This window comes from Hyphomonas oceanitis SCH89, from assembly GCF_000685295.1.
Classification (GTDB): domain Bacteria; phylum Pseudomonadota; class Alphaproteobacteria; order Caulobacterales; family Hyphomonadaceae; genus Hyphomonas; species Hyphomonas oceanitis.
This window is the reverse complement of sequence record NZ_ARYL01000019.1, coordinates 1-13,449: the sequence shown is the minus strand read 5'-3', so window position 1 is coordinate 13,449 and position 13,449 is coordinate 1. Positions and strand designations below refer to the sequence as shown.

Sequence of the window (13,449 nt, the reverse complement as noted above, 5' to 3'; positions counted from 1 at the left end):
CGCCCCAACTCATCAAAGCCAAAAAATAAATTGGCCCGGCTGAACCGAAACGCTGCGTCCCCGCGCCTCTGTCATTGGAAGCCTGATGCAAGGAGCAAGCCAATGGACGAGACCCTGCGATCAATACCGGCCGAAGCATGGCCGCTGATCGACATCCTTTTTAACGTGACATGCGCTGTAACCGCCGTCTGGCTCGCCTGGACAGTCTTTGTCCTCTGGCGCCGCTCAGCCTCGAACCTGACGACCTCCAGCTCGGCCAGCCCCAACCGCAAGGCCCAGCCGGATTTCCTGTCCGTCGACAAGAAAGCCCGTGCCGAGGCCATCAAACGCGGCGAGAGTTTCGACAAGGAACTCGACAAGCGCCAGCGTGACGAGGAGGTCCACGCCCGCCGGCTCGCCCGTGCCAAGGAAACGCGCATCAGCCGCATTGCCCGCCTGATCTCGCTGTTCATGGCGCTTTTCTCCCTCGCCACCATGATCTCCGGAACCGTGTTCCAGGTCACCTTCATGGGCCGCATCTGGGAGCAATATTCCGCCAGCGAACGCCTCATGGGCGTCGTCACAGCCCACCCGATCGGTGTCGCCGTGACGGTCATCGTCATTCTCTACAACCTCGTCACCTTCGTCACCAACCGCAAATGGGAGGAGAAATAATCATGGCATCCGAGCCAATCGTCCTCAGCGACCCGCGCATGCTTGCTGAATTCATGCGCCAGTCCGAATTCAAGGCCTTCTTCGAAAAGCGCTTCGCCGTGCCGCCCGATTATGCCGCGCTCCTGTTCAAGAACGGCCAGCTGATCGATGCCTTCAAGGGCGGCCACTTCTCCGTCGGCGGTGTCGCCGACAAGCTCAAGGGCCTCGTCGGTGGCTCCACCCATATCGGCATGATGATTGCCGACCTGAAGCCCTTCTCGGTCCAGACGGCCCTCAAGGCCATGTCGAAAGACAAGATCGAGATCGCCGGCGTCGCCACGCTCGAACTTCAGGTCGATCCCGACAAGCCGTCCAACATCCTCGGCATGATGCACGGCGTCAGCCGCTCCAACGGAGAAGAGCAAACCCCTGGCCGCAAGGCCCTCTCCAAGGCCGACGTGCTGGACCGCATCCGTCCTCACTTGTCCGACCGTGTCTTTGAAGCCGCCATTGGCCGCATGGACGCCGCACAGATCCGCGGCGAGACCGGCCTTCAGGACAAGATCCAAGCCGACATCATGCTCGAAGTCGAGCGCATCGTCGGCGATCTCGGTCTCATCGTCCGCGCCGTCTCCCTCGAATGGGCCACCAACACGGCCGAAGTCGCCGAGATGGAACGCGCCGATGCCGACCGCCGGCAGGACGCGCTCGATCACCAGCTCGAAATCATCAAGCGCGAAATCGAACGCGAGAATGATGCCACTGAGATCACCCTGAAATCCCAGGTCGACCTCGCCAAGCTTCAAAGCGCGTCGGAAGACGAACTGAAGCACATGGCCCTCAACAGCGAGATCGAATTCCTCGATGCCCGCGAAGGGGCCAAGCGGCGCCAGGAACTTGAGGCCCTTGGCCACGAGATCAACACGCTCGAAATCGAACGCGCTGCCCGCTTCGAAGACTCCCTCGCGACCGCCCGCAACGATGCCGAACTGCTCGAAATCCGCAAGCGCCAGGCTGGCATCGAAAGCGACATTGCGCTGATCCAGCAGAGCCAGGCCGACCAGATGCGCAAGTCCGGTGCCTTCACCGAACTTGAAATCACCGCCGCTGTCCAGAAGCAGCAGGCCGACCATATTGCCCGCCTTCAGCAGATCGAACTTCAGGCCAGTGAAGCAGAAACCAATCTCGCCATCCGCCTCTCCGGCGCCAACACCCAGAACGAAATCGACGTGCTGGATGCCAAGGGGCGCGTCAAGGCGACCGAGATCAATGCCTTCAAGTCCATGTCCCCTGAGCAGATCCTCGCGATCAATGCCGGCCTCTCGACAGACGTGGCCCAGGTGCTCGCCGAACAGGCCCGCGCCAAGGGGCAATCCTCCGGCGAAACCATGCAGGCCATGCGCGACATGGTCGAGGCCGCCACCGCCGCCCAGATCCGGTCAGAGGCCCAAGCCCGCGACATGTTCCGCATGGGCATGGACGGCGCCGTCGGTGTTGCCCATGGCGCAGGTGGCAAGGAAGGTGGCGCCCCGGCCAGCAGCGGCTCCTCAGCGGCAGCTGCCACCTCGATCGAATGCGCCAAATGCTCGGCTGTAAACCTCGCCAAGGCGAACTTCTGCAAACAGTGCGGCCACAAGCTTCGGACATGACCCTGATGGCACGTCCCCAGCCCTCCACCGTCTATCCCGGAAAGTGCTGCTTCAGGGCATCGCTCGACCGGGAGGCGACCTTCTGCGACGAATGCGGCTCGCCACTGCAGCGCTGTATGGCGACAGACGAGTGCGGCGGCCTGCTCGATGCGGCCGGCTGCTGCCCCGTTTGCGTCTCACCCGAGATCAGCCTCGACGCCGGCTCCGCTTCAAGCATCAAGGTCGGGGGCACGCTGGCCTTGCCGCTGGTCGTGGCAAACAATTCCCCGGTCGGTCGTCCCCTCTTCGTCGAGGAAATGTGGATACGCGGCGGTGACGGCGAGGTACGCCCCGTCGATCTCACCTTCCAGCGGCTGAATTCGGGCGGCACAGCCGAAGTCGGCCTGCGTACGGGTGTCCTCGAAACCGCAGGCCTCCATCGCTTCGACGTCCACATCACCGTAGCCACCCGCTATCTCTGGCGCGAGGAGCGCTACGTCTTCACCACATCCATCGCCATTCCGGTTGATCCCGATGGCCCGTCCGAAATTGTCCAGAATTACAATATCCAGGCCGATGCCATCGGCGCTGGCATGACCATCTACAACCCGACCCGCATCCAGAAGGAACGCGAGGCCGGCATCGCCACCCATGCTGAGCCGATCCGCCTCACCCTGCGCCGCGCCGATACACTCGAGCGCACGCTCGGCCATCGCGGATACGCGGCCAATCTCGCCGTCACCAAGTCAACCGCGCTTGTCTGGCAGGGCTTCGACAAGGGCCACGCGCCTTATGATGGCCCAATCCGCACGCATACCGGCGTCATCGGCATCGGCCGCGCCTCGAATGCCCCGGAAGGCGGCATGAATGACGTCCGCCTGCTGATCTCCCGCAATGGCGAGATTGATGAGGATGCCTCGATCCACATCTCCCGCCGTCACTTCCAGCTCTTCATAGAAAATGATCGTCTCATGCTCCGCGTGGAGAGCCAGAATGGCCTCCTGGTGAACGACGAAGCCTTGCGGCGCGGCAAAATGGTCGCCCTCAGCGACGGAGACATGATCCGCCCGCTCGTCCGCAATCCCAACGCCATCGCCCTCAAGGTCCAGTTCGAAACCCAGCACGACGAAGTCGACAGGATCATCCTCAAACGTCTGGTCGGAGGCCAATGATGACCCCTTGCGAGAAATGCGGCGCAGACCTGCCGCCCGATTCCCTCTTCTGCCCCAATTGCGGAAAACCCGTTCGTGCGAACAGCGAGCTGTCGGGCGCCGTGGACCAGGTTACACCCATGACCGGCCTCATCACGCCTGACCCGGACAACCCAACCGGCACTCAGTCGAAAACCTCTCCCACGCTCCAGCCAGGACAGGTCTTCGCGGACCGCTACACAATCGACAGCGTCATCGGGCGCGGCGGCATGGGCGTCGTCTACAAGTCCGCCGACAAGGTCTCCGGCAAGACTGTCGCCCTGAAGCTCATCAATGCCTCCCATCTCGGCGGCGAGCGCGCCATCAAGCGCCTCATCGAAGAGGGCGTCACCGCCCGCGACATCCGCCACCCCAATGTCGTTGCCGTCTATGACGTCGGCCTCGCGGGCGAGCAGCCCTTCGTGGCGATGGAATATCTCGACGGCATTTCCCTGCGCAGCTGGCATGGCCGCGTCATGCAGCGCGGTGAGTCCGTGCCGCTCCGCGTCGCCGCCCGCATCATCGTGGAAATCCTCGACGGCCTTCGCGCTGCCCATGATGCAGGCGTCATCCACCGCGACCTCAAACCCGAGAACATCATTCTCCTGCACGAGCCGACGGATCGGTCCGCCCCGCTCAAGCTGCTCGACTTCGGCATCGCCCGCGCCGCAGGCAACCTTGCCAGTTCGTCCAGCGGCACGGGCCTCGGCACGCCCGATTACATGGCCCCCGAACAGCGCACCAATGCGGACGCCGCCGGCCCCTCGGCAGACCTCTACTCCATATCGGTCATGCTCTACGAACTTCTCGTCGGCGTGGTCCCCGGCCGCCACTGGCAACCGCCATCTGGCGGGCGCTCGGACGTGCCGCTGGAAGTCGACGCACTCATTCTCAAGGGCATGTCCGACAATCGCGACTCCCGCCCCCAGTCGGCGGCTGAGTACCGTCAGTCCCTCATCGGCGCAGTCAACCGCATCCCGCACAAGCCCGTTGAGCCGAACCCAAACAAGACATCTGCAAAGCCGCTCATCTGGGTCGCCGCCGGCTCTGCGGTCCTGTTTAGTCTTGTTGTCGTCGGCATGGTTGTCGACTCACCCGGCAATCCCCAGCCTCCTCCGGCTCCTCCGGCTCCTCCACTCCCGCCGCCACTACCTCCTTCTCCACCTCTGCCTCCACCCCTGCCTCCGGCTTCTCCATTCGCCTATTACAACGGCACATGGGCCGACGGCATCGGCGGCTACTACAATCTCCAGTTCAACAACAATGGCGCCTTCTCCGGATCCGGCCGCGCCGCCGATGGAACACCGATCAACATTCGCGGCGGCATCAACGGCCAGAAACTTCAATACGTTCTCAACGTGCAGGGCATGGACGTCGCCAGCGGCACCGGCACCCAGACCGACCAGTGCCACTTCAACTACCGGACCTTCGACAGCTACGGGAATCTCAACCTGTCAGGCCAGTTCCACGTCAATCATGAGCCCGGAGGGCCCTGCCCATGAGACTTATCCTTATATTGACCGTTGTCCTCGCCCTCACAGCCTGCAAACCCAGCTCCGTCTTCGGCCCCGAAAGCGAGAAGAAGGATGAGCTGCTCGGCGGTGAAACGACCGAGCTGCCAGTCTCACCCGCCCTCTATTATCCGACAGGCGAGTGGGAAGACGGCCTCGGCAATAACTGGGATGTCAGCGTCACCGGCGCCAACTTGGCCGCAACGCTCGGCAACGGCAATCTAGCCGGGGTGACGATGACCGGCCACATCCGTAACGGCCAGCTCCTCTACCAGATCGCCTATCCAGACAGCACGCCGCTCGCCCAGGGCGAGGCCCACCTGATCGACGACACGCACGCCCTTTTCGAAACGCACAACCTGGACGGCTCACTCAACGCCCACGGCCTGCTTCACTTCAATCACGCGGCCTTCGTTCCGGCGGGACAACCAACCGAGCTACGCCCGCAAGCAGTTGATCCCGACACAGATCTAACAGGAGACTGAGAATGCCACAGGATTACTCAAAGTACCGCACGGATGGCTGCCTGATCGAGGAGACGCCAAGCGCCGCGCCCATGCTCAAGGCCGACAATAGCGGCCTTCCGGAACGCATCGACCTGCGCGGCCTGTGTTCGCCAGTCGAGAACCAGGGCCATGTCGGCTCCTGCGCGGCCAATGCCGTCGTCGGCGCACTGGAATATCACCAGCGCCTCTCCGGTCAGGGCCTGACAGACCTTTCGCGCCTCTATGTCTACTACAACGCCCGCAAGATCGGCGGCACAACCGACAAGGACTGCGGCACCTTCATCCACCATGTCATGGCCTCTGTCCTCGCCTTCGGCGCTTGCCCCGAACGCGCCTGGCCCTACCAGCAGGCCATGTGGGCCACCGAGCCCGTTCAGGCCTGCTACCAGGGCGCGGAACAGTTCAGCGCCATATCCTATGCCCGCACAGGCAGTGGCCTCGGCGCCAAGGCCACCGTCGCCAATGGCCTGCCTGTCGTGTTCGGCATCAGCCTGCCGGAGCAGATGCTGATGGTCGAAGCCCGCGATACCGGCCAGATCGCCAGCCCGCGTGGCGGCTGGCTCCAGCCGTCGGGCGGCCACGCCATGCTCATCGTCGGGTATGACGACGCGCGCGGCGCCTGGCTCGTGCGCAACTCATGGGGCGCCGACTGGGGGCAACAGGGCCACCTCTGGATCGCCTATGATGTGATGGAGCATTACAGCCACCCCTATGGCTTCTGGACCATCGGTTCCATCGAGAGCCGCTCGAACTTCTCCGTCAGCGGGCCATCGCAGCAGCAGGCCGTCTCAGCCGTCCGGGCCGAGGCGCCCGCCCAGATGACAAGCGCCCTGTCCAACCTGAAGCGCAATATCGGCGCCGACCTGGAATCCAGCCTCGAACAGGCCAAGCGCGGTATACGGGATCGCCTGCGGGGACCGGGCGCCGGGGGCGGCTATTGATCGGTCTGCCATGGGGCAGCCAATGGACCGCCACCCGGCCGCTATGGAGATTAGCAAGCCAGGTGGCGTTCCTCCGGGCGTCCCCCTCCCGGCAGCTTCGGCCCTGGCACTTATCCCCGGGGCCTCAATACACAAGGCGCGCAAATCCGGCAGGCCGGGTCACACCGGTTGAAATTTTCCTGAATTCACCGTCCCCGTTGCGTCGCGGCCCGCTATCGGCAACAGTCTCCGCCGGGACACTAGACATGTGGGGACATGACGATGAGCACGCCTGACCTGGACACGCTGGCCATGGCGCTCTTCTCCGAGGCGCTGGACCAACCATCGGATACAAGGCGCGGCTGGGTGGCTCAGCAGGCGGGCGCCAACACCGCGCTGCGCGACCGCGCGCTGGAGCTGCTGGACGCCGACGGCTCCGGCAACATGTCCCTCAAAACGGGCGGCGCGGGGGCCGACGCAGCCCAACCGCCCGCCCCCGAGCGCATCGGCGCCTACCGCATCACGGGCCAGATCGGCCAGGGCGGCATGGGCGCCGTCTTCGAAGGCACACGCGATTCCGGTGACTTCGCCCATAAGGTCGCCATCAAGATCATTCGCCCCGGCGTCCTCTCCGATGCCCTCATCGCCCGCTTCCGCCGCGAGCGGCAGATCCTCGCAGACCTGACCCACGCCCACATCGCCCGCCTCCTCGACGGCGGCGAACTGGAAGACGGCTCGCCCTATATCATCATGGAATACATCGACGGCCAGCCGATCACGGTTTGGGCCGATGAGCAGGGCCTCGGCATCGACGACCGGCTCTGGCTTTTCAGTGACGCCTGCGCCGCCGTGCGCCACGCGCACCAGAACCTCATCGTCCACCGCGATATCACGCCCTCCAACGTGCTCGTCACCCATGGCGGGCAGGTCAAGCTGATCGACTTCGGAATCGCCAAGCCGAACGACCTTGATGCCTTGGCCGCCGAGCCCGGCGTAGGCTCCGCCTCGCTCATCAGTCTCAGCTTCACGCCCGGTTTTGCCGCCCCCGAACGCGCGCAGGGCGCCGGCACCAATACGCTCTCGGACGTCTATTCCCTCGGCAAGCTGCTCGACGCCCTGATGGAAGACATGTCGCCCCCGGCTGACATCGCCGCCATCATCGCCCGCGCCACCGAGATCGATCCCGACAGCCGCTACGCTTCAGTCGATGCCATGATGGAGGACGTGCAGAACTTCCGCACCGACCAGCCGGTCGAGGCCCGTGCAGGCGGCGCCGGTTACCGCGTCGCCAAGTTCCTCAAGCGCCGCCGCCTCGTCGCCGCCGGCACCACGCTCGCCTTCCTCGGCCTCGCCACAGCCCTCGGCGTCACGCTCGCCCAGTACAACCGCGCCGAAGCCGCCCGCCGCGAAACCGACTACCGCTTCCAGCAGGTCCGCACCCTCGCCAAATCAATGATGTTCGATGTCTATGACAAGATCGATCTCGTCCCCGGCTCCACCGGTGCCAAGCTCGAACTCGCCGACGCCGCGCAGACTTATCTGGATTCCCTCGCCGCCGACGCGCGCGCCTCCGAAGCGCTGAAGATCGAAACCGCCCAGGGCTTCGTCCGCCTTTCCGAGATACAAGGTTCGCCGAGCTTCAGCTCGACCGGCGACATCGACCTTGCAGAAACCAACCGCCAGCGCGCCGCTGCCCTCCTGAAACCGCTTGAAGCCAATCCAGACAAGAGCCCGGAACTCCTCCTCGCGCTCGGCGAGCTTTATGCCGAACTCGCCAGCGCCTCCTTCTACATCGATTTCGAGACCGACCGCGCCATCGCCGAGAATTTGACCAGCCTCGACTATTACAAGGCCTATCTCGACAAGCGCCCCGAAGACACCAAGCAGCGCTTCAAATACCTCGCCATCGATGGCGACCTGGGCTCAATGCTGTATCGCAACGGCCAGTCAGACGAAGCCGTCGCGCGCCTCGAACGTGTCACATCGGAACTCAAGGTACTCCTTGTAGATAATCCGGACAATGTCGATTTCCTCTACGGCCTCGGCCGCACGCAGCGCATGCAGTCGGAAGTCCTGCTCAACACCGGCCATCCGCAGGAAGCCGTCGACGCCGCCACCGCTGGGCTCGCAACCCTGGAGAAAATCCACGCGCTTATCCCGGCCGAAACGCTGGCCTATTGGCGCGGTGTCACCTTCGCCCACTGGCGCCGCGCCTTTGCCTGGTACAAACTTGGCGAGCCCGAAAAGGCCGTCGCCGATTACCAGGCCGCCCTCGCCCTGCTCGACCGCCGCATCGTGCTCGATGCTGACGATGCGGACGCGAAGGAATCGCAGGCCATCTATCTCGGCGAAATGGCCTACCCGCTACTCGACCTCGGCCGCATGGAAGAAGCCGAGAAGAGCCTGCTCGGCGCCACCCAATGGTTCCAGGACCGCTACGAGAAGTCCCCCGACAAGGGCGCCTACCAGCGCAACATGCTGGTCCAGAACGTCCAGCTCCACGAGTTCTACAATAACTGGGGCGGTCACGAAGCCGAACGCTGCTTCCGCCTCTCCGAACTCAAGCGCTTCAACGACATAATGGAAGAGGCTGGCACAATGCTCGAAAGCGACCGGCCCGAAATGGCAGACTATTTCACCCAATACCCGCTCTGCACAAAATAGTCAGAACATCACCGACAGGATCAGCCCGGCAATAATCACCACGGTTGCCAACCCGCCCGTCATGGCCGTTTTTTGCCACAGCGCCCGCATGCGTTCCACCGACATGCTGGCCGTGTCCCAGCGCGGCACGGACGTAAAGAGCAGGCCAAACAATCCACCGTGCCCCTCCACCATGCCAAGGTCCACAAGCGGCAGGCCGGTCTTCTGGACAATCGTGTCCACCATCTGCCCCATTGTTTCTTCCGCCATGCCGGTTGCCAGCGCCCGGTCCTCGCCCAGCACGATCAGCTCGCCATTGGTCAGCCGCAGACCATAATTGCGCTGCATGTTCGCCATGCCGAACGAGCGAAACGCCTCCAGCCGCGTCTCCAGTGCCGCAACATCCTTCACGTCCAGCGCGAGCCGTACCCGTGCCTGATGCGCCATCAGCGACCGCCCCGACGGCAGGTCCATCACCAGCTCACCCGGCGCGATGCGCACCCGCCACAGCCGCTTCGCCTCGCAGTCTCGCCATACATTGGCCGTCAGCCCCAGCATCCAGACCGGCAGCACCAGCAGGATCAGCCCCGGCCCCCAATTCCCCGAAAACAGCAAAGCCAGCACCAACGCCGCGAGGAAGAGGCCCGTGCTCGCCAACACCAATGCCGCAACGTAACCGCCAGCCCAGCCTGCCGTCGGCCGGTCCAGCACCGTATCGCCCTCAATCGTCGCTATCATTACGCATTTTCCTCCCTATCAGAGAGGCGCAGGAATGCCGCCAAACGGGTCGCCCCTACGGCAATCTAATGCCGGGTCTGGACAGGGCCCGCCAAAGCCGGGCAAATCATCTCCATGACAAAATTCTCCGGCCCGACCTCGAACAGTTTCATCTCCCAGCGCCTGCGCCTCCACTATGTCGACTGGGGCAACCATGACGCTCCGCCGCTCGTCCTCGTGCATGGCGGCCGCGACCATTGCCGCAGCTGGGACTGGGTGGCCGAGGAACTCAGCAAGGACTGGCACGTCGTCGCGCCAGACCTGCGCGGCCATGGCGACAGCGCCTGGTCGGAAGATGGCGAATATTCCGTCCGCGCCTGCGTCTACGATCTCGCCCAGCTGATCCACCAGCTGAAATTCGATCCCGTCACCATCGTCTCCCACTCCTATGGCGGCGCCATCTCGCTGCGCTATGCCGGAATCTACCCGGAAAAGGTCCGCAAGATCGTCGCCATCGAAGGCCTCGGCCCGTCGCCGAAGGTCATCAAGGAACGCTTCAGCGACACGCCCGGCCAGCGCATGCGCGACTGGATCGATTCAAAGCGCGCCGCCGCCGGTCGCACCTCGAAGAAATACGCCACGCTCGAAGACGCCTACCAGCGCATGAAAACCGAGAACAGCTACCTGACAGACGAGCAGGCCCGTCACCTCACCGTCCACGGCATCAGCCAGAACGAAGACGGCACCTATTCCTGGAAATTCGACAATTACTTCCGCGTGATGACGCCCTACGACATCCCCTACGCCGACATCCAAGCCCTGTGGGAAGCCATCACTTGTCCCACGCTGCTCCTCTACGGCGAGAAGAGCTGGGCCTCCAACCCCGAAGAAGACGGCCGCGCCAAACACTTCAAGGACGCCACAGTCAAAGTCTACGAAAACGCCGGCCACTGGCTCCACCACGACCAGTTCGACCGCTTCGTCGCAGACATGAAAGCCTTCCTCTAGGTTTGTATTGAACGCTCATCCTGAGCGAAGTCGAAGGACGAGCCCTCACACGCCGCAGTCCCGGCGAAAGCCGGGACCTCATGCAGCCAAAGCCCACTTATCCCCCGCAAACACACCCCCAAATCCCCTATCCCCACACACAAACCCCGTCGGAAAACCGCCCCCTTATCTGCCCCCATGCGCACCGCCCCTATACTGGCGCCCATGGATGACCTTCTCGCCTCTCTCTTCACCCGCGCGCGCAAGCTGATGGATGACTTCATCGGCCGGATCGGCGGCGCAGCCGTCGCCATGCCGCGCGCCGCCTTCCGCAAGGCCAGCAAGGAACTCCGAAATATCGAGGACACCCTGCGCGCCGCGCTCAACTTGATGGCCGTCGACGTGATCCTCCCGCCGCCCGCCCCGAAGCGGGCCGCCAAACCGCCTGCCGAACGCGCAGCGCCGAAACCCGCCGCCACCGCACCCACAACGCGTGTCGGCGTCTTTAACCCGTGCGTCCCCCTGGAAGCTCCAGCTAAAGCCCCGAAATCCGCCACAGCCGTCCGCACGCCCCGCACAGATGCGCCGACACAAGAGCCCACAACGGAAAGCCTCCTGCGCCGCATCGCGCGCATGCAGGCCGTCCTCGACAATCCGCTCCCCTATGCCGAGCGTGTCGCCCGTTACATGGATGAAACCGCCAAAGTCAGTTCACCCGATGTGATGCAGTACGCGCTCCAGATCGCCCTGCCACACGATCTCGCAAAAGCGCCAAACGCCCCACGCGGCCTCCTCGCCCTCCAGCCCAAATGCCCGCCGGGCTAGAGTCCTCCTCTGCAATCGAAATCAGGTGCCCGCCATGCCCCGCATGCGCGGGCGCCCGTGCTGGCTTTAGCGCAGACCCAGCGCCTCCAGCGCATCTGCCACGCCTTGCGTGCGCGGCTTCATGTCCTCGGCGATGTGGGCATGCGTCGGAATATAGAACAGGCCTAGGTCCATGCCTCTCAGCGCGATCTCGGCGCAGCGTTCCGGCATGATCAGGTTCAGACCCGCCGGCGCCTTGGCCGGGTCCGGAATGAGCGGCGCGATCAGCCCGGTATAAACAGCGCCCGGCATCAATATGTGCAGCTCCACCGGCACATTGCCGGACCTGAACTCGTCGCGCATCCACTCGGTCATGATCAGCACGCCATGCTTGGTCACGGCATAAAGGCCCTGTCCGCTGCCTTGCACCGCATCCGGCCGGCTCAGCGAGTTCTCGGAGCCCGTAATCATCAGCCGCCCGCTTGCCCCGGTTGACTGCATCAGCCGCGCATAGGCCTGCGCAATCCGCAGGTTCGCAAACAGGTTCACTTCCATCAGCCGCTCAGCCGCAGCATCCTGCTGCTGCTTGATCAGCCGCTTGCCAAACCCGATGCCTGCGTTCGAGCAGACAAGGTCCAGCCGCCCCTGCCAGTCGGCCGCCTCCGCAATCAGCGCACCCGCAGCGTCATGGTCCGCCAGGTCACACGCGATCGCCATTGCACTGTGCCCAATGCCCGACGCGGTCGCCTTGGCAGCGGCCTCGTCAATATCCGCGCAGACCACCTTGGCCCCGCGCCACGCCAGCGCTTCAGCGAGGGCACGCCCGATACCGGAACCTGCCCCCGTCACAAGCGCCACTTTTCCAGCATAATCAATCATCGGGCAGCCTCTGGCAGAAACATCAATCGATAAAGTCGCCGACGCGCTTCTGCAGCCCCGCCATAACCGCCTCAATCTGGTTCTTGGAGCCCATCAGCGTCTCCTGCAGCTCCGACTCCGCCATCAGCGCATCAGCATCAGACCCGTCCGCAATCCGGTTATACAGCTGCTTCGCCGTCTGCACCGCGCTCGGGCTCTTCTCCGCGATCAGCTGCGCCAGGTTCATCGCGTCCTCATACGGCGTCTCCGAAAGATGCGTCACGAAGCCCATCTCCTTGGCTTCCGTGCCGGTGAAGATGCGGCCCGTATAGGTCAGCTCACGGATCACGTCGTCTCGCACCAGTCGGCGCATGATCGCCGTCGAGCTCATGTCCGGCACAAGGCCCCACTTCACTTCAAGGATCGACATCTTGGTGTCAGGGTGCACGATCCGGATATCCGCGCCCAGGGCGACCTGAAAACCACCGCCCAGCGCCACGCCATGCACCGCCGCGATCACCGGCACGCGCAATGTCCGCCAGCCCCACACTGCCTGCTGCGCCCGGTTGGCAATGCCATGCGTCCGAGCGGCGAGGCCACCACCGGCGACGCTGTTCTCGCTGCGCTTGCCTTCGGCCATCTTGGCGAAATTGCCCATGTCCAGACCGGCACAGAAAGCGCGCCCCTCGCCCGACAGCACAACGCAGCGAATCTCCTTGTTGGCGTTGATCTCTTCCGCCGCTGAAATCAGCCGCGAGAACATCGCGTCGTCCAGCGCGTTCATCTTGTCCGCGCGCACCAGCCGCACATCCGCTACGCCCTTGTTCACCGAAATTGTAATGCGATCACTCATAGTCAGTATCCTGTCCTTGTTCCGTTCAATCCAAGCGCCGGTCAGCGCGTATCCATCAGGTTGCGTGCCACCACCATGCGGTGCACTTCCGAAGGGCCGTCATAGATCCGCATGTTGCGGATACGCCCGGCAAACAGGTGCAGAGGCATCTCCTTCGTCATGCCCATCGCGCCTGTTCCCCGTCAGCGACCATGAGACA

12 protein-coding genes and 1 pseudogene are annotated in these 13,449 nt (G+C 63.8%); 9 read left to right on the top strand and 4 right to left on the bottom strand.

Annotation, left to right across the window (positions count from 1 at the left end; all coding sequences use genetic code 11):
* Positions 1-102: 102 nt before the first annotated feature.
* The 7 genes from HOC_RS12735 to HOC_RS12705 all read left to right on the top strand — a co-directional run bounded on the left by HOC_RS12735 (position 103) and on the right by HOC_RS12705 (position 9,052).
* Complete coding sequence (locus HOC_RS12735; protein WP_035539214.1) at positions 103-654, top strand: hypothetical protein; 552 nt, start codon at positions 103-105, stop codon at positions 652-654.
* A 2-nt stretch (positions 655-656) separates the two neighbouring features.
* The gene (locus HOC_RS12730) at positions 657-2,282 is read left to right on the top strand and encodes a zinc ribbon domain-containing protein (RefSeq protein WP_035539212.1); all 1,626 of its coding nucleotides are present in this window, start codon (positions 657-659) and stop codon (positions 2,280-2,282) included.
* A 5-nt stretch (positions 2,283-2,287) separates the two neighbouring features.
* Complete coding sequence (locus HOC_RS12725) at positions 2,288-3,433, top strand: FHA domain-containing protein (protein WP_162174845.1); 1,146 nt, start codon at positions 2,288-2,290, stop codon at positions 3,431-3,433.
* Entirely contained in the window at positions 3,430-4,953 is a 1,524-nt protein-coding gene (locus HOC_RS12720) for a serine/threonine-protein kinase (protein ID WP_084146301.1), read from the top strand. The genes HOC_RS12725 and HOC_RS12720 overlap by 4 nt, the downstream gene beginning before the upstream one ends.
* Positions 4,950-5,447 (top strand): hypothetical protein, encoded by a 498-nt coding sequence (locus tag HOC_RS12715; protein WP_035539206.1) that lies wholly within the window; start codon positions 4,950-4,952, stop codon positions 5,445-5,447. The genes HOC_RS12720 and HOC_RS12715 overlap by 4 nt, the downstream gene beginning before the upstream one ends.
* A 2-nt stretch (positions 5,448-5,449) precedes the next feature.
* The gene (locus HOC_RS12710; RefSeq protein WP_035539203.1) at positions 5,450-6,409 is read left to right on the top strand and encodes a C1 family peptidase; all 960 of its coding nucleotides are present in this window, start codon (positions 5,450-5,452) and stop codon (positions 6,407-6,409) included.
* Between the two features lie 261 nt (positions 6,410-6,670).
* Positions 6,671-9,052 (top strand): serine/threonine-protein kinase, encoded by a 2,382-nt coding sequence (locus HOC_RS12705; protein WP_162174844.1) that lies wholly within the window; start codon positions 6,671-6,673, stop codon positions 9,050-9,052.
* Here the strand turns inward: HOC_RS12705 and HOC_RS12700 are convergent, their stop codons facing one another.
* Complete coding sequence (locus HOC_RS12700) at positions 9,053-9,769, bottom strand: hypothetical protein (RefSeq protein ID WP_035539199.1); 717 nt, start codon at positions 9,767-9,769, stop codon at positions 9,053-9,055.
* A gap of 114 nt (positions 9,770-9,883) precedes the next feature.
* Here HOC_RS12700 and HOC_RS12695 point away from each other — a divergent pair, with 114 nt between their 5' ends.
* Entirely contained in the window at positions 9,884-10,756 is an 873-nt protein-coding gene (locus HOC_RS12695) for an alpha/beta fold hydrolase (protein WP_035539196.1), read from the top strand.
* A gap of 204 nt (positions 10,757-10,960) precedes the next feature.
* The gene (locus tag HOC_RS12685) at positions 10,961-11,560 is read left to right on the top strand and encodes a hypothetical protein (RefSeq protein ID WP_035539192.1); all 600 of its coding nucleotides are present in this window, start codon (positions 10,961-10,963) and stop codon (positions 11,558-11,560) included.
* Positions 11,561-11,626: 66 nt separating this feature from the next.
* Here HOC_RS12685 and HOC_RS12680 read toward each other — a convergent pair whose 3' ends face one another.
* From HOC_RS12680 to HOC_RS21815, 3 genes and pseudogenes are all read right to left on the bottom strand, one after another.
* Positions 11,627-12,418: an SDR family NAD(P)-dependent oxidoreductase gene (locus HOC_RS12680; RefSeq protein WP_051624843.1), complete on the bottom strand. Its 792-nt coding sequence runs from the start codon at positions 12,416-12,418 to the stop codon at positions 11,627-11,629.
* A gap of 22 nt (positions 12,419-12,440) precedes the next feature.
* The gene (locus HOC_RS12675; RefSeq protein ID WP_035539189.1) at positions 12,441-13,250 is read right to left on the bottom strand and encodes a crotonase/enoyl-CoA hydratase family protein; all 810 of its coding nucleotides are present in this window, start codon (positions 13,248-13,250) and stop codon (positions 12,441-12,443) included.
* 41 nt (positions 13,251-13,291) lie between these two features.
* Positions 13,292-13,423, bottom strand: a pseudogene (locus HOC_RS21815) (acyl-CoA dehydrogenase family protein); the annotation flags it as partial.
* Positions 13,424-13,449 lie beyond the last annotated feature (26 nt).

Coding starts and splice junctions, on each gene's coding strand:
- HOC_RS12695 (WP_035539196.1), top strand. CDS start 9,884: ATGACAAAATTCTCCGGCCCGACCTCGAACAGTTTCATCTCCCAGCGC.
- HOC_RS12705 (WP_162174844.1), top strand. CDS start 6,671: ATGAGCACGCCTGACCTGGACACGCTGGCCATGGCGCTCTTCTCCGAG.
- HOC_RS12715 (WP_035539206.1), top strand. CDS start 4,950: ATGAGACTTATCCTTATATTGACCGTTGTCCTCGCCCTCACAGCCTGC.
- HOC_RS12730 (WP_035539212.1), top strand. CDS start 657: ATGGCATCCGAGCCAATCGTCCTCAGCGACCCGCGCATGCTTGCTGAA.
- HOC_RS12735 (WP_035539214.1), top strand. CDS start 103: ATGGACGAGACCCTGCGATCAATACCGGCCGAAGCATGGCCGCTGATC.
- HOC_RS12680 (WP_051624843.1), bottom strand. CDS start 12,418: ATGATTGATTATGCTGGAAAAGTGGCGCTTGTGACGGGGGCAGGTTCC.
- HOC_RS12720 (WP_084146301.1), top strand. CDS start 3,430: ATGATGACCCCTTGCGAGAAATGCGGCGCAGACCTGCCGCCCGATTCC.
- HOC_RS12675 (WP_035539189.1), bottom strand. CDS start 13,250: ATGAGTGATCGCATTACAATTTCGGTGAACAAGGGCGTAGCGGATGTG.
- HOC_RS12710 (WP_035539203.1), top strand. CDS start 5,450: ATGCCACAGGATTACTCAAAGTACCGCACGGATGGCTGCCTGATCGAG.
- HOC_RS12725 (WP_162174845.1), top strand. CDS start 2,288: ATGGCACGTCCCCAGCCCTCCACCGTCTATCCCGGAAAGTGCTGCTTC.
- HOC_RS12700 (WP_035539199.1), bottom strand. CDS start 9,769: ATGATAGCGACGATTGAGGGCGATACGGTGCTGGACCGGCCGACGGCA.
- HOC_RS12685 (WP_035539192.1), top strand. CDS start 10,961: ATGGATGACCTTCTCGCCTCTCTCTTCACCCGCGCGCGCAAGCTGATG.